This window comes from Methylobacterium sp. P5_C11 (assembly GCF_054049775.1).
The window spans coordinates 44,596-69,444 of sequence record NZ_JBFULS010000003.1 but is presented as its reverse complement, the minus strand read 5'-3'; the positions used below and the strand labels follow the sequence as shown (position 1 = coordinate 69,444).

Genomic DNA, 24,849 nt, shown 5'->3' with positions numbered 1-24,849 from the left:
CGACCTTACCGGGTCGAGCTGAGCAGCAGGTCCGGCAGCCACATCGCGATGCCCGGGACGAGGCACAGGATGAAGATCGCCACCGCCATCAGGATGACGAAGGGCAGGGTGCCCCAGATGATGTCCGAGAGCGGGATGTCCGGGGCGATGTTCTTGATGACGAAGATGTTCAGGCCCACCGGCGGGTGAATCAGCCCCATCTCCATGGTGATGGTCATCACCACGCCGAACCACACGAGGTCGAAGCCCGCGGCCTTCAACGGCGGCAAAATGATCGGCGCGGTCATCAGGATGATCGAGACCGGCGGCAGGAAGAAGCCGAGGACGATCACGAGAGCCAGGATCGTCACCAGTAGGACCCACGGCGACAGCTGCATCGCCACGATCGCCTGCGCGGCCGATTGCGAGATGTGCAGGTAGCTCATCACGTAGGCGTAGAGCAGCGACATGCCGATGATCAGCATCAGCATCGTCGATTCGCGCAGCGTCGCGGTGAGGATCGGCGTGACGTCGCGGAAGCGCCAGACCCCGTAGATCGCAGCGATCAGCAGGAGGGCCATCAGGCCGCCGAGACCGGCTGTCTCCGAGGGCGTCGCGTAGCCGCCGTAGAGCGCGACCATCACGCCGGTCAGCAGGATCACGAAGGGCAGCACCCGCGGCAGCGTCGAGAAGCGCTGCGCCATGCTGTACTGCTCGTCCGCCAGGATCGGCGAGGCCGGGCCGCCGCGTTCGAGGGTGGCCTTCGCGGTCGCGTATTCGGATCGGAAGCGCACGACCGACCACGTCGCGAACAGGCTTACCAGCAGCAGGCCGGGTCCGATCCCGGCCAGGAACAGGCGGCCCAGCGACTGCTCGGCCGCCACGGCGTAGAGGATCATGGTGATCGAGGGCGGCAGCAGGATGCCCAGCGTGCCCCCGGCCGCGATGATCCCGGCGGCGAAGCCCGGCGAATAGCCGCGCTTGCGCATCTCGGGGATGCCGGCCGAGCCGATCGCCGAGCAGGTGGCCGGGCTCGAGCCCGCCATGGCGGCGAAGAGTGCACAGGCGAAGACGTTGGCGATGCCGAGGCCGCCGGGGATGCGGTGCATCCAGGCGTGCATCGCCGAGTAGAGGTCCTGACCCGCCCGCGACCGGCCGATCGCTGCGCCCTTCAGGATGAAGAGCGGGATCGACAGCAGGGTGATGGAGGCCATCTCCTCGTAGACGTTCTGCGCCACCGTATCGAGGGAGGCGCCGGGCATGAACGCCACCATGAACGCCAGGGCGACGAAGCCCAGAGCGAACGCGATGGGAATGCCTGAGAGCATCGCCCCCAGGGTCGCGCCCGCGTACAGGAAGCCGATCGCGGCCGTGCTCATCGCTCTACCTTCGCGGTGACGGTCTGACCCAGCGGATCCGGTCCCCGGGGCTCGATCTCGGGCGCCCCGTGCATGTCGCGGTTCACGTCGGCGCCGAGCCCGATCTTGGGCTTCGCCCAGCCGGCGGCGCGCGGCCCGTAGGCGAGGGCCTCGGCGATCTGGAGGACGAACTGCAGGCAGAGCAGGCTCATGCCGGCGGACATCAGCGTGTAGGGGATCCACAGGGGCGGCCCCCAGGTCGACTGCGAGACCTGGCCATCCACCCAGGCCTCATGGTCCAGCGACCAGCTCTTCCAGGCGAAGAACAGGCAGAAGGTGAGGCTCACGATGTCGGCCAGCAGCAGGCGAACCCGGTTGGCGGCCGGCGGGAGGAGCCCGGTCAGCGCCTCGATCGCCACGTGGCCGCGCTTCGCCTGGACGCCGGCCGCCGACAGGAAGGTGGCGCCGACGATCAGGAACACCGCCATCTCGTCCTGCCACTCCGTCGGCTCCTTCAGGAGGTAGCGGACGACGACGCTGTGGGTCAGAACCAGGCAGGCGGCCACCAGGCACAGGCCGCCCAACGCCAGGATCACCCGGTTCAGGAGGCGCATCGCCCGGTCGAACACACCCAGGAGGCCGGGCACGCGCGGCTCGTCGGCACCCCGCGCGTCCGGCGCGGCCGTGGCCGCGTCGAAGGCGTGGCTCACGCGACCTGCTCCGCGAGCTTGAGAAGCTCCGCGCAATTCGCGTTCTTGCCGGCATAGTCCTTCCAGGCCGTGTTGCGGGCGATGTCCCGCCACTGGCCGAGGGACTTCTCGTCGAGCTGGGAGACCTTGGCACCGGCCTTCGCGAAGATCTCCTCGACGCGGATGTCGTCCTCCTTGGCGCCGGCCTGGCCGAAGGCCTCCAGCTCGGTCCCGACGGCCATGATCAGATCCTGCTGGTCCTTCGGCAGCCCGGAGAACACGATCTTGGACATCATGATCGGCTCGAGCATGAACCAGTAGGACTTCTCCCGGCCCGAGGTCAGCGCCTTGGACAGTTCCTCCAGGCGGAAGGAGATCAGGCTGGTGGACGAGGTGATCACCGCGTCGCAGGCGCCGGTCTGCATCGCCGCGTAGGATTCGTTCGACGGGATGGAGAGGGTCGCCGCCCCGGCTTCCTTCATCATCATGTCCATCTCGCGCGAGCCGCCGCGGACTTTCATGCCCTTGGCGTCGGCGGGAGAGACGAGCGGCCGCTCGCGGCTCGCGACGCCGCCGGCCTGCCAGACCCACGAGACCAGGACGATCCCCTTGGCGTCGAGGATCTCGGCGAGCTTGCGGCCGACCGGTGCGGCCTTCCAGGCCACCGCCTGAGCGTAGGACGTCACGAGCGCCGGCATCAGGCCGATATTCAGCTCGGGCACCTCGCCGCCCGCGTACGGGCTCGGATAGAGCGACATGTCCAGGGCGCCCTTGCGCATGGCGCCGAACTGCGCGTTCGTCTTCATGAGCGAGGAGCCGGGATAGACCTGAACGTCCAGGGCGCCCTTCGACCGCTCGCCGACGAGCTTGGCGAACTTCCGGCACATGCGGTCGCGAAAATCGCCCTCGTCGATCGTGCCGCCGGGAAACTGGTGGGACAGTTTCAGGGTGGTGGCCGCCTGGGCGGTGCCCAGTCCGAACCGCAGGACCGCCGGTGCTGCGAGCGTGGCCGCGATCAGCGAACGACGAGTTGGCGTCATGGCGTTCTCCCGCACCGCAAACAACGCGGCATCGTTTTATGCGGCGCAATAGTGCGCCGGTTCGTTGTATGCATGGAAAACCGGCTTGTATATTTTGTCAATGCTCCAGCATAATGTTCGCGTGCGTCGAACCTCCGCCGGCCGAAATGGCGGGGCGGCGCGCGGCCCGTCGAGCGGGGGAGGAACCACCAGCATGAGCCACGCTCAGCGTCTGCGGCAGCGGATCGAGGACGAGATCGTCTCGGGCGACCTAGCCCTGGGCGCCCGGCTCGACGAGAACCAGCTCGCGGCCCGCTTCGGCGTCTCGCGCACGCCGATCCGGGAAGCGCTGCTGCAGCTTGCGGTCACCGGCCTGGTGCAGACGAAACCCCGGCGCGGCGCGATCGTCAGCGCCCCCGAGCCCCATCTGTTGCTGGCCATGTTCGAGACGATGGCGGAGATCGAGGCGGCGTGCGGCCGTCTCGCCGCACGCCGCCTCGTGGCCGACGATGCCGCCGCCCTGCGCGCGGCCCTCGAAGGGTGCCGCGCGGCGCTGGCGACCGAGGACACCGAATCCTACTACGCGGAGAACTACGTCTTCCACACGGTAGTGTACCGGGCCAGCCGCAACGCTTTCCTGGCGGAGCAGGCGCTCTCGCTCCATCGCCGTCTGGCGCCGTACCGCCGGTTGCAGCTGCGCGTCCGCCAACGCCTGCCGCAGTCGCTCGCCGAGCACGCGGCGATCGTCGCGGCGATCCTGTCGGGCGACGAGAACGGGGCGGCGGAGGCGCTGCGCAGTCACGTCATCGTCCAGGGCGACCGCTTCACCGACCTGGTGGCGGGCCTGCGGGCGCCCAGCGCCGCCTGAATGCGACGGCACGCACCCGAACGCGCCGCGACAGGTCGGCCGGTATCGTTCATCGCGTCCTAACCCTACACGCGGGTTGGACTGCGTAGGTGTTCCGAACGACTCGACCGTAAGTTGTAATGCCGCCATTGTCAGCCCGAAGCCGCGGGAGTGACCATGCTGAAGGATGTCGTCAGGAGTGTCGGCCGCCGTGCCGGCGTGGATATCTTCCGCGCGAGCGGCGAGGCGTTCCGCTGGAGCCACACGGTCCACAACTATTACCCGGTGGTGCCCTCCGCGCGCTGGAAGACGGGCGCCGCGCCGCACGGCCAGTTGAAGGTGGTCCTCGCCCGCCATCAGGCCGCCTACGACGCGTTCCTCGCCGCCCTGGAAGCGCAGGCCGACCTGCTCCACAGCGTCCCGCACGAGGCGCCCGGTGCGCATTCGGCGGTACCCCACTGGAACAACACGTGGTTCACCGCCCTCGACGGGGCCGCGCTGATGACGATGCTGGCCTGGAAGCGCCCGGCGTGGTTCTTCGAGATCGGCTCCGGCTGCTCGACCTGCTTCGCGCGCCATGCGATCGACACCTTGACGCTGCCGACGCGGATCACCACCATCGATCCGATGCCGCGCCGCGAGATCGACGAGATCTGCGACTGGACGGTGCGCAGCCCGTTGGAATCCTGCGACCTCAAGATCTTCGACGAGCTCAAGGCGGGCGACGTCCTGTTCTTCGACGGCTCGCATCGCTCCTTCGCGAATTCCGACGTGACGGTGTTCTTCTTCGAGGTCATGCCGCGCCTGGCGCCGGGCGTGATCGTGCAGATCCACGACATCTTCATCCCGGACGATTATCCGTCCGCGTGGAAGTGCCGCCTCTACAACGAGCAGTATCTTCTCGCCGCGATGTTGATGTGCGGCGCCTCGCCGTTCCGGGTGACTGCACAGGTGATGTACATCTGTCAGGATCCGGCGATGAGCGCCCGGGTGAAGACCGTTTTCGCCGCCCGCGGAACCGGCCCCGACATTCCGTTTCTCTACCCCAACGATTCCCGCACGCCGGGCGCGTCGTCCTGGTTCGAGATGACGAGAGCGCCGGATTGAGCGATCAGGCGCTCTCCGCCGCCCCGTAATTGGCGGCGATCACCGTCTTCTTGCCGCGGATGTGCTCGCGCATCAGCACGGCGAGGGCGGCGCCGTTCCGGGCGCGCAGGAGTTCGATCATCCGCTCGTGCTCGGAGACGGCCCGCGCCCACTGTTCCGGCGTCTGATGCGCCGAATAGCGCGACCTCTGGATCCGGCCCGAGAGGCTCTCGTAGATGTTCGACAGGGTCGTGTTGCGGCTGGCCGCCATGATCCCTTCGTGGATCTGCCGGTTGTGGCTGAAATAGCCGGCCTCGTCGCCCGCCTTCCAGGCCGCCACCATCGCATCGTGATCGACCACCAGGGCGTCGATCTCGGCCTCGGTGATCGTGCGGCAGGCGAGATCCCCAGCCGTCGCCTCCAGGCCGGCGATCACCTCCATCATCTCTTCGAGTTCGCTGTCCGAAATACTGGCGACGCGGGCGCCGCGGTTCGGCAGCAATTCGAGCAGCCCCTCCGTCGCCAGGATCTTGATCGCCTCCCGAAGCGGTGTCCGGGAGATCCCGAACCGCTCCGTCAGCTCGCCCTCGTTGATCCGGGCCTTCGGTTCCATCTCGCCAGAGCGGATCAGTTCGCGCATCCGGTCCGCCACCTCGTCGTGGAGGTAGCGTCGGCTGATTCCGATCCCGGGCTCGATCTTATTCATGGTCCCCCGACCCAGGCCAGATCATTGCGGCCTGTGATCTATCTGTAGGTCCCCGACCCTGGAGTGTCGAGGCAGGAGGGCTCGATCGAGTGTGCGAGCCACATGTTCCGCGTGGATGCCGAGACCGTCATGGATCTGATGCCGGCAGCTGGTGCCGTCGGCGACCACGAGGTCGTCAGGTCCGGCGGCCCGCAGGGCCGGGAACAGGGACAGCTCCGCCATGGCGAAGGACGTCTCGATGGATTCCGGCCGGTAGCCGAAGGCCCCGGCCATGCCGCAGCAGCTCGATTCGACGACCCGCAAATCGAGCCCCGGCACCGCCCGGAGCACTGTCTCCACGGACCCCATCAGACCGAAGGATTTCTGATGGCAATGGCCGTGCAGGTGCGCGACCCGTCCGCCCTGGTCGGCCAACGGCAGCGCGATCCGACCCGCCGCCAAGTCAGCGGCCAGCAGCTCCTCGAACAGAACGGACTGGCGTGCCAGCAGCGCGGACTCCGCTCCGGGCAGCAGCGCCGCGAATTCGTCTCGGAAGGTGAGCAGGCACGACGGCTCCAGGCCCACGACCCGCGCACCGGCGCGGACGAACGGCAGGAGCGCGTCGAGGGTCCGGCGCGCCTCCCGGCGCGCCCGATCGGTCTGGCCGGCCGACAGCCAGGTTCGTCCGCAGCACAGCGAACGCCGGCCGCGCGGCGGGTAGACCCGGTGCAGCCGGTAGCCCGCCGCCAGCAGCACGCGCTCGGCGGACTCGAGATTCTCCCGTTCGAAGGTGCGGTTGAAGGTGTCGCCAAACAGGATGACGTCGCGGAAATCGCCCGCGACGTCGTCGACATGGGCGGCTTCGCCCTGCTCGTTCCAGGGGCGGCGCCAGCGCGGCAGAGACCGCTTCGCCGACAGGCCGACGAGCCGCTCGGACAGGGTCGCGAGGGCTGGATACCGGTCGCGCAGGTTGAGGAGCGGCGCGAGCTTCGCCGCGGTCCCGGCATAGAGCGGCATCAGGGCGATCAGCCGCTCGCGCACGGGCAGCCCGTGCCGGGCATGGTAGTGGTGCAGGAACTCGATCTTCATCTTGGCCATGTCGACGCCGGTCGGGCATTCCCGGCGGCAGGCCTTGCAGGAGACGCAGAGGTCGAGGGTGCGCTTCATCTCCGGGCTGGTGAACGCGTCCGGCCCGAGTTGGCCGGAGATGGCGAGCCTGAGCGTGTTGGCGCGGCCCCGGGTCAGGTGCTGCTCCTCCCGGGTCACCCGGTAGGAGGGGCACATGGCGCCTCCAGCGAGTTTCCGGCAGGTGCCGTTGTTGTTGCACATCTCGACGGCTGAGCCGAAGCCGCCCCAGTCCGACCAGTCGAGGGCCGGGCTCACGGGCTCCGTCACCGCGTAATCCGGCTTGAACCGGAACAGCGACTGGTCATCCATCGCGAGCGGGCGCACGATCTTGCCGGGGTTCAGCCGGTTGTCGGGATCGAACGCATCCTTCACCGTCTCGAAGGCGCGGGTGAGGACCGAGCCAAACAAGGGTTCGATGTATTCCGAGCGCGAGATGCCGTCGCCGTGCTCGCCGGAATACGAACCCTTGTAGCGGCGCACCAGGGCGGAGGTCTCCTCCGCGATGGCCCGCATCCGCCGGACGTCGCCCGCCTCCTTCATGTCGAGGATCGGGCGGACGTGCAGGCAGCCGACCGAGGCGTGCGCATACCATGTGCCACGGGTTCCGTGCTTGGTGAACACCGCGGTCACCGCATCCGTGTAGTCGGCGAGGTTCTCCAGCGGGACTGCGCAATCCTCGATGAACGAGACCGGCTTCGCGTCGCCCTTCATCGACATCATGATGTTGAGGCAGGCTTCGCGCACCTCCCAGACCGCTCTCTGCCGGGGCGGCTCCACCACCTCGACGACGGCGTCGGGAAAACCGTGGTCGGCCATGCAGGTCTCGAGGCGCTTCAGGGCGCGCCGCAGGGCAGTCAGGTCGTCGCCGGCGAATTCGGTGAGCAGCAGGCAGTTCGGCTGGCCGCGGGTGATGTCGGCGAGGGTCGTGCGGAACAGTGGGATGTCGGCGCCGAGAACGAGGACGTTGTTGTCCACCAGCTCGACCGCCACCGGGTCCAGGGCGACGATGTGCTGCGTCGTCTCCATGGCGACCCGGAAGGAGGGGAAGTGGCACACGCCCATCACCCGGTGCTGGGGCAGACGCGACAGCTTCAGGGTGACCGCGGTGGTGGCGGCCAGCGTCCCCTCCGACCCGACGAGGAGATGCGCGAGGTTCGGCTGCGCTTCGATCAGCGCATCGAGATTGTAGCCGCCCACCCGGCGCTGCACCTTCGGATAGCGGGCCGCGATCTCCTCGCGATGGCCGTGGGCGAGGTCGAGCATGCGCCCGGCCAGCGCCTCGGCCCGGACCGAACCGCTCACGCCCGAGCGGGCGTTTCCGGTCAAGCCGAAGCCGAAGGCTTCGCCGTCGTGGAACAGCGCCTCCATCGCCAGCACGTTGTCGCTCATCTTGCCGTAGCGCAGGGAGCGGGCGCCGCAGGAATTGTTGCCCGCCATGCCGCCGATCGTGCAGCGGGTGGCGGTCGAGGGTTCCACGGGGAAAAACCAGCCGTCGGCCTTCACGCGGGCGTTCAGCCGCTCGAGCACCATCCCCGGCTCGACCGTGATGGTCCCGCCGTCAGGATCATAGGCGAGCACGCCGTTGAAATGGCGCGCGCAGTCCACGACGAGCCCCGCGCCGATCGGCTGACCGTTCTGGGACGTGCCGCCGCCGCGCATGACCACCGGCGCGCCGTGCTCGGCCGCGATCCGCAGGGTCGCGGCGATGTCGGCGGCGGAGCGCGGCAGCACGATTCCGGCCGGCATGATCTGATAGATCGACGCATCGGTGCTGTATCGCCCGCGCGTGAAGGCGTCGAACCGTGCCTCGCCCTGGAGTTGTTCCGCCAGCCTGCGCGCCAATCCGGAATCCAGGCGCGCCGCCGCGCGCGGCGCTGGGGCTTGTGCCCTCGCTTCGGTCAAGGTCGCTTCCTCCCCGGATGGTCCGCACCCACCCGGAAAGAAATGTATTCAAAATTCATAGCCGAGCAAACCCGTCGTAATCTCACGACGGGGCCACGGTGCCGAACCGGTATCGGCGGGTGCGCCGCGGATCGGGGACGGCCGCGCCCCGCCGCAGGTGCGGGCCGCCTCAGTGGTTGTCCCGTGGGACCCCGGAGGCCTGCGCGACCTTCTGGAACTTCACTGCACCCTTGAGCACCATGCCCTGGTCGAGCTGATCGACCTGGTCGCGGTAGATTTCTTGCCAGGGCGTCTGGGACGCCGGGTAGGGGAAGCCGCCCCGCGCCTGCAGGTCCACCCGCCGGCGCTCCAGCTCCTCCGGCGGGAGCAGTATGTCGGCGCTCCGGAGGTTGAGATCCACGCGGATGCGGTCACCGGTCTGCAGCAGTGCCAACCCGCCGCCCGCCGCGGCCTCGGGCGAGGCGTTGAGGATGGCCGGCGTACCGGACGTGCCGGATTGCCGGCCATCGCCGATGCAGGGCAGGGATGTCACGCCGCGCCGGATCAGGCCGCCGGGCGGCTGCATGTTCACCACCTCGGCAGCGCCGGGATAGCCGATCGGACCGGCACCGCGCATGATCAGGATGGTGGTCTCGTCGATGTCGAGGGCCGGGTCGTCGATCCGGGTGTGGTAATCCTCCGGCCCGTCGAACACGACCACGCGGCCCTCGAAGGCCATCGGATCGGCCGGGTTGCGCAGGTAGCGGGCGGCGAATTCCTCGGAGATCACGCAGGTTTTCATGATCGCCGAATCGAAGAGGCTGCCCTTCAGGTTGAGGAAGCCGGCGCGTTCCATCAGCGGCTCGGCGTAGGCGCGGATCACGTCGCGGTTCCAGCTGTGTCGGCCCCGGTAATTCTCGCCCACGGAGCGGCCGTTGCAGGTCAGCGCGCCCTCGTGGACCTTGCCCGCCTCGATCAGCTCGGCGAACACCGCCGGCAGGCCGCCGGCCCTGAAATACTCCTCGCCGAGCCACCGGCCGGCGGGCTGCATATCCACCAGGAGCGGGATCTCGAACCCTATCCGCTCCCAGTCGTCGCAGCTCAGCGGCACGCCGATATGCTTGGCGATGGCGTTGATGTGGATCGGCGCGTTGGTCGAGCCGCCGATCGCGGCGTTGGCCACGATGGCGTTCTCGAACGCTTCCCGAGTGAGGATGTCGGAGGGCTTGAGGTCCTCCCAGACCATCTCGACGATTCGCTGGCCGGTGGCGTAGGCGGCCTGTCCACGCTCGCGATAGGGCGCCGGGATCGCCGCGGAGCCGGGCAGGGCGAGGCCGAGCGCTTCAGCCAGAGCATTCATGGTCGATGCCGTGCCCATCGTGTTGCAATGGCCCGTGGACGGTGCCGACGATCCGACGATGTCCATGAACTGCTGGAAGTCGATGTCCCCGACCGCGTGGCGCTCGCGGGCCTTCCAGACGATCGTGCCGGAGCCGGTCAGCTCCTTCTGGAAATAGCCGTTCAGCATCGGCCCGACGTTCAGCGAGATCGCCGGGATATTCACCGTCGCGGCCGCCATCAGGCAGGCCGGCATCGTCTTGTCGCAGCCGGTGAGCAGCACGACCCCGTCCAGCGGATAGCCGTACAGCACCTCGACCAGGGAGAGGTAGGCGAGGTTACGGTCGAGGGATGCGGTCGGGCGCTTGCCCGTCTCCTGGATCGGATGACAGGGAAACTCGAAGGCGACGCCGCCGGCCGCCGTGATCCCCTCGCGTACCCGCTTGGCGAGTTCGAGGTGATGGCGGTTGCAGGGCGACAGGTCCGAGCCGGTCTGGGCGATGCCGATCAGCGGCTTGCCCGAGCGCAGTTCCTCAGGCGTCAGTCCGTAGTTCAGGTAGCGCTCCAGGTAGAGCGCGGTCATGCCCGGGTTGTGTGGATTGTCGAACCAGGCCTTCGAGCGCAGGTCGGCGGGCGTGATCCGGCGTTTGTCGCTCATGGTCGCTTCCTCACATCCTCAGGCCGGCGTCGGGAGACGGGCGGCAATGTTGCGCATCCCGTTCCCCGTCGACGGTCCGGCCTCGACGGAATCCCATCGGGAATACCTACTCTGCCGCGTCTCGGTCCGCAGCAGAAACGACGCCGGATTGATTTCAGGACAGCATCCGCGTGTCACCGTCGATCGAGATCGCCTGACCCGAGATGGTCCGGCCGCGTGGCGAACTCAGCAGCATGATCTGATCGGCCAGTTGGCCCGCGGTGACGTATTCTTTCACGGAAACGAACGAGAACGCCCGCGCCTCCATCTCGGCGAAGCTCGTGCCCTGCTGCTGGGCCTTGGATTCCAGCACCCGGCGTTGGCGGTCGCCGGCCACCAGCCCGGGCAGGATCGCGTTCACGCGGATGCCGGCGCCTCCGAGCTCGATGGCCAGGGACTTGGTGAAGCCGATCACGCCCCATTTGGCTGCGGCATACGGGCTGCGGAGGGCGAAGCCGAACTTCCCGGCGGCTGATGACAGGTTGACGATCGAGGCGTTCGCGCTCTGACGTAGATGCGGCACCGCCAGGCGCGCGCAGTTGAACTGGCTCGTCAGGCAGACGGTCAGGCACCGGTCCCACTCCTCGGGGGCGATCTCCTCGACGCGGCCGGTCGGCCCCGCGATGCCGGCATTGTTGACCAGCACGTCGAGGCCGCCGAGGAAGTCGACCGCCTGGTCCATCATCGTGGCGACCGCGTCACGGTCGGCGACATCCGTTCGGCAGCGCCCGACGACGTCCGGCAGCCCGGCGAGCGCATCCGTGTCGATGTCGCAAGCGAAGACCCGTGCACCCTCTTCCACGAAGGCGTCGACGATGGCGCGGCCGATTCCGGCGGCACCCGCCGTCACCAGGACACGCAGGCCGGTGATCCCGAGATCCATGGTCAGTCCTCTCCTTGGGCGTCCCGCAAGCCGCCGCGGGACATGATGAAGTCGGCGGCTTCCCGGATGTCGGCCGCGATGGCGGCCGCCGCCGCGATGCCGTCCCGGTTCTCGATGGCCACCAGGGCCTCGGCGTGGCGCCGGAGCGCGAACCCCTGGAACAGCCGCTCCGGATGGGCACGCAGGTCCAGGTTGATGACCGGGCCGGCCTTGAGCCACAACCGGGCGATGATCTCCTGCAGAGGCGCGAGCCCGCAGGCTCCGTAAATCGCGAAATGCAGGTCGCGGTTGAGCTGGACCGCCCGTGCGCAATCGGGCCGGGGGGCCTCGGCCTCGGCACGGAAGGCCGCCTCCGCCCGCCGGATCGCCGCGAGTTCATCGTCCGTACGGCGCTTCGCGGCCCGGGCGACGGCGATACCCTCGACCGCGATGCGCGTCTCGGCCAGCGCGCGGAAGGCCGCAGCACTCATGACCGGCACGCGGATCACCCGGTTCGGTGCCACCTCCAGCACCCCGTCCGCCGCGAGGCGGCTCACCGCATCGCGCACCGGCATCACCGAGACGCCGAGAGCCGCCGCGCTCTGGCGCAAGGACAGGCGGTCGCCCGGCGCCAGCCGCCCGGACGCCAGAAGATCCGCTAGCGCCTCGTAGACGGTGTCGGACAGGGTCCGCCGCTCGAGCTGGGGCAGTTCGGCCAGGGCCACGCTGGAATTCATGTGCCGACACTAGACGGATCCGGCACTATCGCGCTAGTGATCTGTGATCACAGTTTGGGTGAGGGCCGCGAGAGCCCACGACAACAACCCGGCTGGAGGAAACGCACGGGAGCGGAACGATGACGGACCGGTTCGGGGATTCCCTTTCTCGCCGCAGCCTTCTGAGGGCCGGTGGCGCGGCGCTGCTCGCGCCGGCGCTCGCGAGCCCGGCTCTGTCGCAGGGCCAGTCGGACGTGATCCGGATCGGGCACCTGACGCCGCGCACCGGCTTCCTGGGACCGCTGGGCGAGTTCGCCGTGCAGGCGGCTCAACTGGCGGTCGAAGAGATCAACGCTGCCGGGGGCATCGCCGGCCGGAAGGTCGAGCTGCTCTCGGAGGACAGCGTCAATCCGCAGACCGCCTCGGCCAAGGCCGAGCGCATGGTCCAGCGCGACCGCGTCGCCTGCCTCGTCGGCGAGATCAACTCCGCATCGGCGCTGGCGATCAGCCAGGTGGCGCAGCGCGAGAAGATCCTGTTCATCAACACCGGCGCCAATTCGGACGCGCTGCGCGGCTCCGACTGCAAACGCTTCATGTTCCACGTCGAATCGCAGAACACCATGATGGTGCGGGCCTGCGGCCGCGCCCTGCTGGAACGCGGCCTGATCAAGGGCCGCAAGGTCTATGCGCTTACAGCCGACTACGCGTTCGGGCATGACCTGCTGAAGCAGGCGAAGAAGTATTTCGCGGCCAACGACGCGACCCTGGTGGGCGAGGACCTGATCCCCACCGAACTCACCGACTTCTCGCCCTTCCTGCTTAAGCTCCGGCAGGCCAAGCCGGATCTCGTGATCTGCAACCTCGCGGGCGCACAAATCACCAACTTCTTGAAGCAGTACAGCGAATTCGGCCTGCCGTTCCCGGTCGCGGGCTTCGGCTTCGACACGGCTCTGGCCTGGGGTGCGGGGCCGGGCAACTTCCTCGGCACGTGGCCGGTGATCTGGCACCACCAGATCGATTCGCCCTCGGCGAAGAAATTCGTGGCGGCCTTCAAGGCCAAGTACAAGAAGCCGCCGGAAAACCAGGGCTGGGGCGACTACACGGCCCTGAAGATCGTAGCCCAATCGATGAACGAGCTGAAGGCGACGGACTCGCTCAAGATCGTGGAGCACCTGGAATCGGGTGCGAAATTCGACATCGCCAAGGTACGGGAAGGCTATTTCCGCCCCTGGGACCATGAGCTGATGCAGGAGATGTTCGCCATCACCGCCCTGCCGGCCGATCAGGTCAAGAACCCCTACGACATCTTCAGCTCGACCGGGCCGCTGCCCGGTCCCGGCGAGAGCCTGGAGATCCTCGCCACAACCCGCGACGAGAACGCCTGCACCTTCCCGGCGTGAGGCGGCGATGCAGCTCGTCTTCATCCTGGAGCAGGTCCTCAACGGCCTGCTGATCGGCGTGCAGTACCTGCTGATCGCGCTGGGCCTGTCGCTGATCTTCAGCCTCGGCGGGATCGTCAATCTCGCCCATGGCGCCTTCTACGCCATCGGCGCCTACCTCACCGTCCTGCTGACGCCCACGATCGGCTTCGGCGGCGCGCTCGTGGCCTCGCCGCTCGCGGTCGGGGTACTTGGGTTGGCGATCGAGCGTTTCCTGCTGCGGCGCTTCTATCGCGGCGATCCGACCCTCGGCCTGCTCCTCACCTTCGGGCTGGCCATGGTGGCCGAGCAGGCCCTGCGCATGGCCTTCGGGGCGGCGCCGGTCCCGTTCGGGATCCCGACGTGGCTGCGCGGGCAGGTCTTCATCGGCGACCTGATCTATTCGCGCTACCGGCTCTCGATTCTCGTGGTGGCTGTGGCATGCGTGGCCGGCCTGTGGCTGCTTCTGACCCGCACCAGCTTCGGGCGCGTGGTCCGGGCCGGCGTGCAGAACCCCGACATGGTCGCGGCCCTCGGTATCTCGCTCCGGCCCTACATGACGGCCGTGGTCACCATCGCGGTGGGGCTTGCGGCCCTCGCCGGGACCATGATGGCCCCGGTCACCGGCGTGCAACCCGCCATGGGGGCCGAGATCCTGACCTTCGCCTTCGTCGTGGTGGTGATCGGCGGCCTCGGCTCGTTCTGGGGCGTGGTCCTGGCGGCCCTGATCGTCGGCGTGGTCCGGGGCTTGACCGCCTACGCCTATCCGCCGGCCACCGAGGCCGCCGTCTACGCCCTCATGGTGCTCGTCCTGCTGCTGCGCCCGCGCGGCCTGTTCGGCGAGCATATCGCCCGGTTCGAGTGAGCGGAGAGCGTCCCATGTCCGGAGCCGCCGAGCCGCTGCCGCTGGCGTTGCCCCAGCGCGGCCTGATCCTGCGCGAGAGCCGCCAGCTCTGGGCGGCGCTCGCCGCCCTGATCGTCCTGCCCTTCGCCCTCGACGCGATCGGCCTGACCCTGATCACCGCCACCGACGTGGTGATCTTCGCTCTGGCCGTGCTCGGCCTCAACATCCTGGTCGGCTGGACTGGGCTCACCTCCTTCGGTCACGGAGCGTGGTTCGGCATCGGCGCTTACGCGGTGGCGATCCTTCAGACCCGGCTCTTTCCCGGCGACATGGCGCTGCCGCTCCTCGGCGCCCTGGCGATCACCGGGCTCGCGGCCCTCGCGGCCGGCGGCCTGATCCTGCGACGGCGGGGTGTCTACTTCTCGCTGCTGACGCTCGCCTTCACGGCGATGCTCTACGCCATCGCGTTCCGCTGGACCGACCTGACGGGGGGCGAGAACGGCATCGGCAACCTGCATCGCTGGGCGATGCTTCAGGAGCCGGGCGCCTATTACGCGGCGGTCTCCGCCATCGCCTTCGTAGTCCTGGTCGGACTCTGGCGCTTCCGCCGCTCGCCGATGGGCACTGTTCTGGTGGCGATCCGCGAGAACGAGCAGCGCGCCGGGTTCCTGGGATACGCGACGAACCGGTACAAGCTCGCCGCGTTCGCCATCTCGGCGACCATCACCGGGCTCGCCGGCGCGCTCTCCGCCTACAGCCACCGCTTCACCTCCGCGGACCCGATCTCCATCGCGTTCTCGGGCGAGCTGCTGGCCATGGTGGTCATCGGCGGGATGCGCTCCTTTCTCGGACCGGCCCTCGGCGCGTTGTTCTACATCCTGTTCCGGGAGTTCCTGTCGATCTACACCGCCGACTGGCTCCTGTATTTCGGCCTGCTGTTCGTCGCGTTCATCGTGTTCTCGCCGGACGGGCTCGTCGGTATCGCGGCGCGGCTCCTGAAGCCGTTCCGCCGCGTGCCGACGGAAGGGGCTGCCATGTCGGCCCGCCGCGCCGGCGCCTCGGGCCGCGTCCCGGCGCGCTTCATCGCCGAGGGACGCGGCGCCGGGCCGGTTCTCGTCGCCGATGCCATCAAGAAGAGTTTCGGGCCGGTAGCGGCGGTGCGGGGCGTCTCCTTCGCGGTGGCGGACAAGACGCTCCACGCCCTCATCGGACCCAACGGTGCGGGCAAGACCACGGCCTTCAACCTGCTCTCCGGCCTGTTCCCCCCGAGCGCCGGCAGCATCCGACTCGACGGCCATGAGATCGCCGGCCTCGAGCCGCACGCGATCACCCGGGCCGGTCTCGGGCGCTCGTTCCAGATCACCAACCTGTTCCCAGGCCTCTCGGTGGAAGAGAACGTCCGCCTCGCCGTACAGGCACGCCATCCGGCCCACTTCAGCCCCTGGCGCGACGCGCTGGCGATCCGCGAGGTCGCCGACGACACCGCCGAGCTGCTGCGCTGGACCGGCCTCGCCGGCATCGAGCGAGCCGAGGCCGGGAGCCTGTCCTACGGCGGTCAGCGGCTCCTCGACATGGGTCTGGCGCTGGCGACGCGTCCCCGGGTGCTCCTCCTCGACGAGCCACTCGCCGGCCTCGCCGCAGCCGAGCGCGAGCGCGTCGGCGACCTGATCAAGGCGCTTTCGGCCGACATCCCGGTCCTGCTCGTGGAGCATGACATCGACCGGGTGTTCCGCCTCGCCGACCGCGTGACCGTGATGGCCGACGGCGCCGTCCTGGTCGACGGCTCGGTGGCGGACGCCCGGGACGATGCCCGGGTCCAGGCGGTCTATCTCGGCTCGGGCACGGCGGCGATCGCCGCCAGGCCGCGTGCCAGCGCGGCCGAGGCCGAGACGCTGCTGTCCATGGCGGGCGTGGACACCTTCTACGGCAAGTCGCACATCCTCAACGGCGTGACGCTGGAAGTCCGCAAGGGTGAGGTCGTGGCGCTGCTCGGACGCAACGGCGCGGGCAAGTCCACCCTGCTCAAGACCCTGATCGGCACCGCGCCGGCGGCTGCCGGCCGCATCGTGCTCGGAGGCCAGGACATCGCAGGCCTGTCGGCCGACCGGATCGCGCGGCTCGGCATCGGCTACGTGCCGCAGGGCAGGGCGCTGTTCGCGGGAATGACCGTCGCCGAGAATCTCGGTCTCGGCCGGCTGCGGCGGCTCACCGGCGCGGGCATCCACTGGGACGAGGAGAAGGTCCTCGAGTTCTTCCCGCGGCTGAAGGAGCGCTGGACCATCGACGCCGCCCGCTTGTCCGGCGGCGAGCAGCAGATGGTGGCGGTGGCCCGTGCGCTGTCGGGCGACACGCGGCTCCTCCTGCTCGATGAACCGTTCGAAGGCCTGTCGCCGGCCGTGACCGAGGAGCTGTTCGAGGCGTTCGATCGGCTGCGCCGCGAGATCGCGATCATCCTGGTGGACCATCACCTCGACCTCGCGCTGGCCCTCTCCGACCGGACCGTGGCGCTGGAGCGGGGCAGCGTGCAGTGGACGGGCGCGTCGCGCCTGCTGCGCGAGGATCAGGAGTTGAGGCGGAAGGTGCTGTGGCTATGACCGAGAGCGTCGCGATCGTCGGTGCGGGCCTGATCGGCCGGGCCTGGGCGATGATCTTCGCCCGGGCGGGTTGGGATGTGCGCCTGTTCGACGCCGCTGCCGGCGTGGCGGAAGCCGCGGTCCCCCTCTGCGCCGAAGGTCTGCGGACCCTCGCGGCGAACGGACTCTGCGCCGAACCGGAGAGCGCGGCAGACCGCATCCGCGCGGCCGGGAGCCTCGCCGCCGCCCTGGAGGGGGTCGCCTTCATCCAGGAGAACGGGCCGGAACGGCTCGACGTGAAGCAGGCGTTGTTTGCGGATCTGGACGCGCTGGCCCCGCCGGACGCCATCATCGCCTCCTCGTCCTCGGCCATTCGCTGCTCGCTGTTCACCGAGGGCCTGCCCGGTCGCGGGCGCTGCCTCATCGGCCATCCGGTGAACCCACCCCACCTGATCCCCCTGGTGGAGATCTCCGGCGCACCCTGGACGGACGCGGCGGTGCTGGAACGCGCCCGGGCCACCTACGAGCGGATCGGCCAGGTGCCGATCACCGTGCTGAAGGAGATCGAGGGCTTCATCCTCAACCGGTTGCAGGGCGCCCTGTTGGCGGAGGCATTCCGCCTCGCCTCGGAGGGCTACGTGACCCCGCAGGATCTCGACAAGACCGTATCGGACGGGCTCGGCCTGCGCTGGAGCTTCATGGGTCCGTTCGAGACCATTGAACTCAACGCGCCCGGGGGCATCGCCGATTATTGCGCCCGCTATACGGGCTTCTACAAGAATCTCGCCGCCGATCCGGCGCCGCCGAGCGTTTACGAGGCACCGGCAACCGAGGCGATCCTGACGCAGTGGCAGGCGCCCACGGACCTCCCCGCCCGCATGGACCGCCGCGACGCGCGGCTGGCGGCGTTGCGCGCCCACAAGGCTTCACAGAAGGACTGAGCATGGCCTCCCAGCGGAAAGTCATCATCACCTGCGCGGTGACGGGCGCGATCCACACCCCGAGCATGTCGCCACACCTGCCGGTGACGCCCGAGGAGATCGCCGACGCCGCGATCGGCGCCGCCGAGGCGGGCGCCGCCATCGTGCACCTGCACGCCCGCAACCCGGAGACGGGTCAGCCGGACCAGTCGCCGGAGGCGTTCGCCAAGTTCCTGCCGGTGATCAAGCAACGCTCCAACTGCGTGGTGAACCTCACCACCGGGGGTGCGCCGACCATGTCGATCGAGGAGCGGGTGCGTCCCGCCGCCACCTTCCAGCCGGAGGTCGCCTCGCTGAACCTCGGCTCGATGAATTTCGGCCTGTTCGGCATGCTCGACCGCTTCAAGGACCTGAAGCACCAGTGGGAGCGGGACTACCTCGGCAACAAGGACATCATCTTCCGCAACACGTTCGGTCAGATCGAGCACATCCTGACGACCTGCAGCCCGAACGGCACCAGGTTCGAGTTCGAGTGCTACGACACGGCGCACCTCTACAATCTCAAATACTTCTTCGACCGCGGCCTCGTGAAGGCGCCCCTGTTCATCCAGACGGTGTTCGGCCTTCAGGGCGGCATCGGTGCGCATCCCGACGACGTGATGCACATGAAGCGCACCGCCGACCGGCTCTTTGGCGATCAGTACCGCTGGTCTGTGCTGGGGGCGGGCCGCAACCAGATGAACATTGCCGCGATGGCGGCGGCGATGGGTGGCAATGTCCGCGTCGGGCTGGAGGACAGCCTCTGGGACGGACCCGGCAAGCTCGCCGAGACCAACGCCGCGCAGGTGCGCCGCGTCCGCTCGATCATCGAGGGGCTGGGCCTCGCGGTCGCGTCGCCCGACGAGGCGCGCGAGATGTTGGACCTCAAGGGCGGCGACAAGGTCGGGTTCTGACGCTGCGGCCCGCATCCCGGGATCGCGCGTCACGATCGACGCGCCCCCCGGCCCGAGCGCTCGCGAGCGACCTCCGACCTTGCGAGCGCTGCAAGGCACCTCCAGGCACCGGACGGCATGCCGCGTTGAGCCGTGGACGGAGCGTCGACGCGCCCGTCAGGGATGACCGAACGCATGATCGAGGTCAGCCTGCGCGGCCGCCTCGATCTCCAGGATCTTCAACCGGCCCTGCTCGCCTGAAACGATTCGGACCGAGCCGCGTCCGACCTTGAGCATCTTGGCGATCATGGCAACGAGCGCCGCATTGGCGGCCCCGTCCACCGGGGGCGCGGCGACGCGGGCCTTCAGGTAGGCGAGGCCGTTCCCGTCCCGCGCCCAGCCGTCGATGGCGTCGCGTCCGCCGCGCGGAGTCAGGCGGACAGCCAGCCGGATCGCCACGGCCGACCCTTCAGAAGATCTTGCCCGGGTTCAGCCGGTTGTCCGGATCGAGCGCCCGCTTGACCAGCCGCATCACGGCCATCTCCTCGGGCGAACGCGACAGCGGGAGCTTGCCGCGCTTCTCCAGTCCGATCCCGTGCTCCGCCGAGACGGAGCCGTTCAGCCCCGCGAGGGGCTCGTAGATCGCCGCGTCGATGGCGGCGTTGCCGGCGGCGTCGAGGCGGGTCGTATTCCAGTGCAGGTTGTTGTCGCCGATATGCCCGTAGACGACCGCCCGGCAGCCCGGGATCGCGGCGAGGCGGTCGAGGGCGCCGCGGACATACCCGTCCATCCGCGAGAGCGGAACGCTCACGTCGAAGGCGCGTTCGATCCCGTCGGCATTCAGATGCTCCACGCGGTCGCGGATCCGCCACATCCCGCGGCGCTGCTCCTCCGACGAGGCCAGGGCGGCGTCGAGGATCGTGCCCTCGGCCATCAGGCCTTCCAGCAGGCCGAGGAAGCGGTCGGACTCCTCGGTGACGCACTCGATTTCGATGATCGCGTAGAACGGGTAATCGTGCGCGAGCGGCGGCGTCGCGCGTCCGGGTGCGGTCATCAACCGGTAGAAGTCCGGCCACAACCCTTCGAAGGAGGACACGCGGCCCTGGAAGGCGCTCTGCGCCGCCCGTAGCACCCGCGCCCCGTCATCGACGCCCGGACAGGCGATCAGCGCCGTGGCGTAGCCGGCGGGCTCCGGGCGCAGCCGCAGCACAGCCCGCGTGACGATGCCGAGCGTCCCCTCCGTCCCGAGGAAGAGCTGCTTCAGGTCGAGCCCGGTGTTGTTCTTGATCAGCGGGCGCATCGACGACACCACGGTCCCGTCGGCGAGCACCGCCTCCAGGCCCAGCACCATCTCGCGCATCATGCCGTAGCGCAGGACGCGCAAGCCACCGGCATTGGTCGAGATGGCTCCACCGATCGTCGCAGACCCGCGGGCGCCGAGGTCGAGGGGAAAGAACAGGCCGGCGGCGGCGGCCACGTCCTGAACGCTCTCGATGGTGGCGCCGGTGCCCACCACCACCGTCATGCCCAGCGGGTCCACCGCCTCGATCCCGGTCATACGCTCGGTCGAGAGCGTGATCTCGTCGGGCTGGCACAGCGTGCCGTCGACCAGGCCTGTCGCCCCGCCCCGCGGTACGACGGCCACGCCCGCCGCGTGGCAGGCCGCCATCACGGCGCTCGTCTCCGCGGTGTCACGCGGCCGGACCAGGGCGAGGGCCGCGCAGGGTTCGGACGGGCGCGTCCAGTTCGCCGAACGGCCACGCAACTCGTCGCCTGTGACGAGGCCGGAGGCCCCGACGATCGCGGCGAGCCGGTCGAGGAAGGCGGCATTCGTCATCGTGGGCATCTCGGAGGGGTCAGGCATCGGGTCGGGCGGCGCTCCGCACGACGCTCTGTCATAGTACGCCGCGCGCCGCGAGGTTGCGCATCAGCGCGCGGGCGCCGAAGCTCCAGGGCTCGCAGGCGTCGCACGGGCGCATGCGGTTGACGAGGCTGCCGAGTTCCGGGCTCGCCACCACGACGCGATCGCCTTCGGCGTGGGTGAAGCCGAGGCCCGGCCCGTGCCGGTCTTGGATCGGTGCGAACATCGTGCCGAGCAGCAGGAGCGCCCCGTCCGGGTACTGGTGCGTCCGCCCCATCAGGGCGGCGACCAGCTCCTCCGGATCGCGGCTGATCTCGGCCAGCGGCGAGGTGCCCTCAAGGTGAAACCCGTCCGTCCCGGTGACCTCAAGGGTGACGGTGGTGCGCCGGACCTCGGCGAGGCCGAACGTGTCGTCGAAGAGCCGCAGGAACGGGCCGAGGGCACAGGAGGCGTTGTTGTCCTTGGCCTTGCCGAGGAGCAGGGCCGAGCGTCCCTCGAAGTCCCGCAGGTTGACGTCGTTCGCGAGCATCGCGCCGACGATGCGCTGGTCGGAAGCGACGGCGAGCGCCACCTCGGGTTCCGGATTGTTCCAGCGCGATTCCGGGTGCAGGCCCGCATCGGCACCGCAACCCACCGCCGAGAGCGGCTGCGCCTTGGTGAAGATCTCAGCGTCGGGGCCGATGCCGACCTCGAGATACTGGCTCCAGGCGCCCTGGGCCACCAGAACCTCCTTGAGCGCCATCGCCTCGGACGAGCCGGGCCTGAGACGACGCAGGTCGTGTCCGACGAGGCGCTCGACTTCGGCGCGGATCGCCGCCGCGGCGGCTAGATCGCCCCGGGCGCGCTCCTCGATCACGCGCTCCAGCATGGAGGTCGCGAAGGTCACCCCGGCCGCCTTCAAGGCCTGCAGGTCGACCGGCGCGAGCAGCCACGGCCGGCTCGAATCGCGGTTGTCGGGTGGCGTGTTGGCCAGGATCGCGTCGAGGCTGCCGAGGTCTTCGCCCGACGCGGCGCGGAGGGCGGCGGCAGGATCGTGCATCTCGCACAGGTCGCTGACGGTCGGCACGCTGCGCGTGATGTCGATGGCCCGTGCCGTGCCCGATTCGTCGGCGCGGATAGCGACGACGCTCGGACCCAACACATCCGGGCGCCAGACCCGTCCGACCAGGGCGCCGCGGCACCCATCGGCAGGCAAGATCTCGCGTGCGGTGAGGGCGGATAAGGACTTCATGCTCGCTTCCCCGAAGAACCCGGCCGCATTGCTCGCCTCTGGGTTGCCCGGTACCGCGAACGTTGTCGCCTCGATCGCGGGCAGCGGCCGTGCCCGACCCATCCGGAACGCGGTACCGACCCGCAGGCCGGAGCGGCGCCCGCTTTAGCATCTCGGGCGGCCCGCGGTCCGCCGACGTGTTTCAGGGCGGCGGGCTCGTCACCGGTGCTCTCGGCAGCACCTGACAGAACGAAGACATTCTGCAGGATCGTGCAGCTTCGCGCTTGCTTTCACGAGGCCGCTCCTTTGTACTGCTGCCCTAGAGCCGCCGACAGAGTGGCCTTGATCGGGAGGAAGCATGGCCTCGGTGGGAATCCGCGAGGTTCGCAAGGCTTTCGGATCGACGAACGTCCTGCACGGTGTGTCGGTCGACATCCCGGATGGGGAATTCGTGATCCTCGTGGGCCCCTCGGGTTGCGGGAAATCGACCCTACTGCGGATGATCGCCGGGCTGGAGAACATTTCCGGCGGGGAGATCCGTATCGGCGAGCGCGTGGTGAACGATGTTCCGCCGAAGGAGCGGGACATCGCCATGGTGTTCCAGAACTACGCGCTCTACCCGCATCTTACCGTCCGCGAAAACATGGCCTTTTCCATGCGGATCCGGAAGGCGCCGACCTCGGAGGTCGACCTGCGGGTCAACAAGGCGGCGCAGATCTTGGGACTCACCCATCTCCTCGACCGCTACCCGCGCCAGCTCTCGGGCGGACAGCGCCAGCGCGTCGCCATGGGCCGGGCGATCGTGCGCGATCCGCAGGTCTTCCTGTTCGACGAACCGCTCTCGAATCTCGATGCCAAGCTGCGTGTCGCCATGCGCACCGAGATCAAGGAACTGCACCAGAGGCTGAAGACCACGACCATCTACGTTACCCACGACCAGATCGAGGCCATGACCATGGCTGACCGGATCGTGGTGATGCACGACGGAATCGTCGAGCAGATCGGGCCGCCCCTCGAACTGTACGACCGGCCCGACAACCTGTTCGTCGCGGGCTTCATCGGCTCGCCGGCCATGAACTTCGTGCCCGGCAAGGTCCGCGCGAATGGTCGCCTCACCTTCGTGACCGAGACCGGACTGACGTTCCCGCTCACCGGCGCGCCGGGCGGCGTCGAAGGTAGGCCGCTCATCCTGGGCGTCCGCCCCGAGCACTTCGACCTCGCGCCGGACGGGATCGCCGCCGAGGTGGTGGTCGTGGAGCCGACCGGGTCCGAGACCATGCTGGCCGTTCGGGCCGTCGGTCAGGATCTCACCTGCGTGCTGCGTGAACGCGTGCAGGAGCGCCCTGGGGAAACCGTCTACCTGCGGCCGAACCGCGTGCACTTCTTCGACGCCGAAACCGGCCGTCGCCTGCCAAGCTGACCTGCGCCGGGGGGATGCAGGTGGCGGGGCGCACTGCGCCCCCGAATTCAGGATCACCGAGGGAGTAAACTACGATGTCCGTTCTCGATCGCCGTTCCCTCCTTGCCGGAGCGGCCGCGACCGGCCTCGCTGCCGGCGGCGACCTGTTCGGCTTCGCTCGGGCCTGGGCGCAGAACAGCGCCTGGAAGCCCGAGCCCGGCGCCAGCCTGTCGCTGCTGCGCTGGAAGCGCTTCGTCCCCAGCGAGGACGAGGCCTTCATGAAGATGGTGGACGCCTTCACCCAGGCGACCGGGGTCAAGGTGACGGTGAGCAACGAGTCGTTCGACGACATCCAGCCCAAGGCGTCGGTGGCCGCCAATACGGGTCAGGGACCCGACATGGTCTGGGGCCTGTTCTCATTCCCCGCGCTGTTCCCCGACAAGTGCCTGCCGTTGGAGGATGTGGCGGATTCGCTCGCCAAGAAATACGGCCCGTGGTTCCCGTCCGCGGAAGCCTACGGCAAGGTCAAGGGCAAGTGGATCGCGATCCCCGTCGCCTTCAACGGCGGCTATCCGAACTACCGCATCTCGGCGATGAAGAAGGCCGGCTTCGACAAGTTTCCCACCGACACGGCGGGCTTCCTCGAACTGTGCCGCGGCCTGAAGAAGAACAACACCCCGGCGGGCTTCGCCCTCGGCCATGCCACAGGTGACGGCAACACGTGGTGCCACTGGGCGCTCTGGTCCCATGGCGGCAACCTCGTGGACGCCAACGAGAAGATCGTCATCAACTCGCCCGAAACCGCCAAGGCCCTCGAATACGTCAAATCCCTGTACGAGACCTTCGTGCCGGGCACCGTGTCGTGGAACGACTCGTCGAACAACAAGGCCTTCCTGGCGGGCGATCTCTACCTCACCAACAACGGCATCTCGATCTATGCCGCCGCCAAGAAGGACAACCCCAAGCTCGCCGAGGACATGGACCACGCGGTCTGGCCGATCGGACCGGCCGGCAAGCCCACCGAGTTCCAGCTCGCCTTCCCGATCCTGGCCTTCAAGTACTCGAAGGCGCCCAATGCCTGTAAGGCCTTCATCGCCTTCATGATGGAGGCGGCGAACTACAATCCCTGGCTGGAGGCCGCCCAGGGCTACCTCTGCGAGCCGCTGTCGAACTACCCCAAGAACCCGATCTGGACGAGCGACCCGAAGAACGCGGTCTTCGCCGAGGCGGGGCGGCGCTCCCTGGCGGCCGGCGGACTCGCACCGGTGAGCGAGCGCATTGCCGCGGTGCTGGCGGATTTCGTGGTTGTCGACATGTTCGCGAGCCACTGCACCGGGCGCGAGGACGTGAAGGGCGCCATCAAGAATGCCGAGCGCGCCGCCACGCGCATCTTCAGGAACACCTGAG

General features: G+C 68.8%; 20 protein-coding genes. 9 read left to right on the top strand and 11 right to left on the bottom strand.

Annotated elements, in window-relative coordinates; translation table 11 throughout:
- Positions 1-5: 5 nt before the first annotated feature.
- The 3 genes from ACXJKQ_RS03060 to dctP are packed head-to-tail and all read right to left on the bottom strand — an operon-like array spanning position 6 to position 3,066.
- On the bottom strand, positions 6-1,358 hold the full coding sequence (locus ACXJKQ_RS03060; RefSeq protein WP_457104305.1) for a TRAP transporter large permease: 1,353 nt from the start codon (positions 1,356-1,358) through the stop codon (positions 6-8).
- Positions 1,355-2,047, bottom strand: coding sequence for a TRAP transporter small permease (locus ACXJKQ_RS03055; protein ID WP_457104304.1), 693 nt, complete (start codon positions 2,045-2,047; stop codon positions 1,355-1,357). Before ACXJKQ_RS03055 ends, ACXJKQ_RS03060 begins: the two co-directional genes overlap by 4 nt.
- A complete protein-coding gene (gene dctP, locus ACXJKQ_RS03050) occupies positions 2,044-3,066 on the bottom strand; it encodes a TRAP transporter substrate-binding protein DctP (RefSeq protein ID WP_457104303.1) in 1,023 nt (340 codons plus the stop codon). The genes ACXJKQ_RS03055 and dctP overlap by 4 nt, the downstream gene beginning before the upstream one ends.
- Positions 3,067-3,259: 193 nt before the next feature.
- Here dctP and ACXJKQ_RS03045 point away from each other — a divergent pair, with 193 nt between their 5' ends.
- Both ACXJKQ_RS03045 and ACXJKQ_RS03040 read left to right on the top strand, forming a co-directional pair.
- Complete coding sequence (locus ACXJKQ_RS03045; protein ID WP_457104302.1) at positions 3,260-3,913, top strand: GntR family transcriptional regulator; 654 nt, start codon at positions 3,260-3,262, stop codon at positions 3,911-3,913.
- 156 nt (positions 3,914-4,069) lie between these two features.
- Positions 4,070-4,999 carry a class I SAM-dependent methyltransferase gene (locus ACXJKQ_RS03040; RefSeq protein ID WP_457104301.1) on the top strand — a complete coding sequence of 310 codons (930 nt, stop codon included), beginning with the start codon at positions 4,070-4,072 and terminating at the stop codon, positions 4,997-4,999.
- 4 nt (positions 5,000-5,003) lie between these two features.
- Here the strand turns inward: ACXJKQ_RS03040 and ACXJKQ_RS03035 are convergent, their stop codons facing one another.
- The 5 genes from ACXJKQ_RS03035 to ACXJKQ_RS03015 all read right to left on the bottom strand — a co-directional run bounded on the left by ACXJKQ_RS03035 (position 5,004) and on the right by ACXJKQ_RS03015 (position 12,306).
- On the bottom strand, positions 5,004-5,684 hold the full coding sequence (locus ACXJKQ_RS03035) for a GntR family transcriptional regulator (protein WP_457104300.1): 681 nt from the start codon (positions 5,682-5,684) through the stop codon (positions 5,004-5,006).
- A gap of 21 nt (positions 5,685-5,705) precedes the next feature.
- A complete protein-coding gene (locus ACXJKQ_RS03030; RefSeq protein ID WP_457104299.1) occupies positions 5,706-8,693 on the bottom strand; it encodes an FAD-binding and (Fe-S)-binding domain-containing protein in 2,988 nt (995 codons plus the stop codon).
- A gap of 169 nt (positions 8,694-8,862) precedes the next feature.
- The gene (locus ACXJKQ_RS03025) at positions 8,863-10,668 is read right to left on the bottom strand and encodes an IlvD/Edd family dehydratase (RefSeq protein WP_457104298.1); all 1,806 of its coding nucleotides are present in this window, start codon (positions 10,666-10,668) and stop codon (positions 8,863-8,865) included.
- A gap of 154 nt (positions 10,669-10,822) precedes the next feature.
- On the bottom strand, positions 10,823-11,590 hold the full coding sequence (locus ACXJKQ_RS03020; RefSeq protein WP_457104297.1) for an SDR family oxidoreductase: 768 nt from the start codon (positions 11,588-11,590) through the stop codon (positions 10,823-10,825).
- 2 nt (positions 11,591-11,592) lie between these two features.
- A complete protein-coding gene (locus ACXJKQ_RS03015) occupies positions 11,593-12,306 on the bottom strand; it encodes a GntR family transcriptional regulator (RefSeq protein WP_457104296.1) in 714 nt (237 codons plus the stop codon).
- Positions 12,307-12,425: 119 nt separating this feature from the next.
- Between ACXJKQ_RS03015 and ACXJKQ_RS03010 the strand changes: the two genes are divergently transcribed.
- Genes ACXJKQ_RS03010 through ACXJKQ_RS02990 form a run of 5 tightly spaced genes read left to right on the top strand, consistent with a single transcriptional unit; the run spans position 12,426 to position 18,993 of the window.
- A complete protein-coding gene (locus ACXJKQ_RS03010; protein WP_457104295.1) occupies positions 12,426-13,685 on the top strand; it encodes an ABC transporter substrate-binding protein in 1,260 nt (419 codons plus the stop codon).
- Between the two features lie 7 nt (positions 13,686-13,692).
- Positions 13,693-14,568, top strand: coding sequence for a branched-chain amino acid ABC transporter permease (locus ACXJKQ_RS03005; RefSeq protein ID WP_457104294.1), 876 nt, complete (start codon positions 13,693-13,695; stop codon positions 14,566-14,568).
- A 14-nt stretch (positions 14,569-14,582) separates the two neighbouring features.
- Entirely contained in the window at positions 14,583-17,141 is a 2,559-nt protein-coding gene (locus ACXJKQ_RS03000; protein ID WP_457104293.1) for a branched-chain amino acid ABC transporter ATP-binding protein/permease, read from the top strand.
- Positions 17,138-18,061 carry a 3-hydroxyacyl-CoA dehydrogenase gene (locus ACXJKQ_RS02995; protein WP_457104292.1) on the top strand — a complete coding sequence of 308 codons (924 nt, stop codon included), beginning with the start codon at positions 17,138-17,140 and terminating at the stop codon, positions 18,059-18,061. Before ACXJKQ_RS03000 ends, ACXJKQ_RS02995 begins: the two co-directional genes overlap by 4 nt.
- A 2-nt stretch (positions 18,062-18,063) precedes the next feature.
- On the top strand, positions 18,064-18,993 hold the full coding sequence (locus tag ACXJKQ_RS02990; RefSeq protein ID WP_457104291.1) for a 3-keto-5-aminohexanoate cleavage protein: 930 nt from the start codon (positions 18,064-18,066) through the stop codon (positions 18,991-18,993).
- Positions 18,994-19,149: 156 nt separating this feature from the next.
- Here ACXJKQ_RS02990 and ACXJKQ_RS02985 read toward each other — a convergent pair whose 3' ends face one another.
- From ACXJKQ_RS02985 to ACXJKQ_RS02975, 3 genes are read right to left on the bottom strand one after another with little or no spacing between them, the layout of a single operon-like run.
- On the bottom strand, positions 19,150-19,431 hold the full coding sequence (locus ACXJKQ_RS02985; protein ID WP_457104290.1) for a DUF167 domain-containing protein: 282 nt from the start codon (positions 19,429-19,431) through the stop codon (positions 19,150-19,152).
- Positions 19,432-19,441: 10 nt separating this feature from the next.
- On the bottom strand, positions 19,442-20,809 hold the full coding sequence (locus ACXJKQ_RS02980) for an FAD-binding oxidoreductase (protein ID WP_457104289.1): 1,368 nt from the start codon (positions 20,807-20,809) through the stop codon (positions 19,442-19,444).
- Between the two features lie 58 nt (positions 20,810-20,867).
- Entirely contained in the window at positions 20,868-22,064 is a 1,197-nt protein-coding gene (locus tag ACXJKQ_RS02975; RefSeq protein ID WP_457104288.1) for a fumarylacetoacetate hydrolase family protein, read from the bottom strand.
- A gap of 337 nt (positions 22,065-22,401) precedes the next feature.
- On the opposite strand from ACXJKQ_RS02975, the gene ACXJKQ_RS02970 reads away from it, so the two are divergent.
- Both ACXJKQ_RS02970 and ACXJKQ_RS02965 read left to right on the top strand, forming a co-directional pair.
- Positions 22,402-23,463 (top strand): ABC transporter ATP-binding protein, encoded by a 1,062-nt coding sequence (locus tag ACXJKQ_RS02970; protein ID WP_457104287.1) that lies wholly within the window; start codon positions 22,402-22,404, stop codon positions 23,461-23,463.
- Between the two features lie 74 nt (positions 23,464-23,537).
- A complete protein-coding gene (locus ACXJKQ_RS02965; RefSeq protein ID WP_457104286.1) occupies positions 23,538-24,848 on the top strand; it encodes an ABC transporter substrate-binding protein in 1,311 nt (436 codons plus the stop codon).
- The last annotated feature ends 1 nt before the right edge of the window (position 24,849 follow it).

What these genes read in the sequence shown, in the direction of transcription:
- ACXJKQ_RS03060 (WP_457104305.1), bottom strand. Translation starts at nt 1,358, where the DNA reads ATGAGCACGGCCGCGATCGGCTTCCTGTACGCGGGCGCGACCCTGGGG.
- dctP (WP_457104303.1), bottom strand. Translation starts at nt 3,066, where the DNA reads ATGACGCCAACTCGTCGTTCGCTGATCGCGGCCACGCTCGCAGCACCG.
- ACXJKQ_RS03045 (WP_457104302.1), top strand. Translation starts at nt 3,260, where the DNA reads ATGAGCCACGCTCAGCGTCTGCGGCAGCGGATCGAGGACGAGATCGTC.
- ACXJKQ_RS03040 (WP_457104301.1), top strand. Translation starts at nt 4,070, where the DNA reads ATGCTGAAGGATGTCGTCAGGAGTGTCGGCCGCCGTGCCGGCGTGGAT.
- ACXJKQ_RS03035 (WP_457104300.1), bottom strand. Translation starts at nt 5,684, where the DNA reads ATGAATAAGATCGAGCCCGGGATCGGAATCAGCCGACGCTACCTCCAC.
- ACXJKQ_RS03025 (WP_457104298.1), bottom strand. Translation starts at nt 10,668, where the DNA reads ATGAGCGACAAACGCCGGATCACGCCCGCCGACCTGCGCTCGAAGGCC.
- ACXJKQ_RS03020 (WP_457104297.1), bottom strand. Translation starts at nt 11,590, where the DNA reads ATGGATCTCGGGATCACCGGCCTGCGTGTCCTGGTGACGGCGGGTGCC.
- ACXJKQ_RS03015 (WP_457104296.1), bottom strand. Translation starts at nt 12,306, where the DNA reads ATGAATTCCAGCGTGGCCCTGGCCGAACTGCCCCAGCTCGAGCGGCGG.
- ACXJKQ_RS03010 (WP_457104295.1), top strand. Translation starts at nt 12,426, where the DNA reads ATGACGGACCGGTTCGGGGATTCCCTTTCTCGCCGCAGCCTTCTGAGG.
- ACXJKQ_RS03005 (WP_457104294.1), top strand. Translation starts at nt 13,693, where the DNA reads ATGCAGCTCGTCTTCATCCTGGAGCAGGTCCTCAACGGCCTGCTGATC.
- ACXJKQ_RS03000 (WP_457104293.1), top strand. Translation starts at nt 14,583, where the DNA reads ATGTCCGGAGCCGCCGAGCCGCTGCCGCTGGCGTTGCCCCAGCGCGGC.
- ACXJKQ_RS02995 (WP_457104292.1), top strand. Translation starts at nt 17,138, where the DNA reads ATGACCGAGAGCGTCGCGATCGTCGGTGCGGGCCTGATCGGCCGGGCC.
- ACXJKQ_RS02990 (WP_457104291.1), top strand. Translation starts at nt 18,064, where the DNA reads ATGGCCTCCCAGCGGAAAGTCATCATCACCTGCGCGGTGACGGGCGCG.
- ACXJKQ_RS02980 (WP_457104289.1), bottom strand. Translation starts at nt 20,809, where the DNA reads ATGACGAATGCCGCCTTCCTCGACCGGCTCGCCGCGATCGTCGGGGCC.
- ACXJKQ_RS02975 (WP_457104288.1), bottom strand. Translation starts at nt 22,064, where the DNA reads ATGAAGTCCTTATCCGCCCTCACCGCACGCGAGATCTTGCCTGCCGAT.
- ACXJKQ_RS02970 (WP_457104287.1), top strand. Translation starts at nt 22,402, where the DNA reads ATGGCCTCGGTGGGAATCCGCGAGGTTCGCAAGGCTTTCGGATCGACG.
- ACXJKQ_RS02965 (WP_457104286.1), top strand. Translation starts at nt 23,538, where the DNA reads ATGTCCGTTCTCGATCGCCGTTCCCTCCTTGCCGGAGCGGCCGCGACC.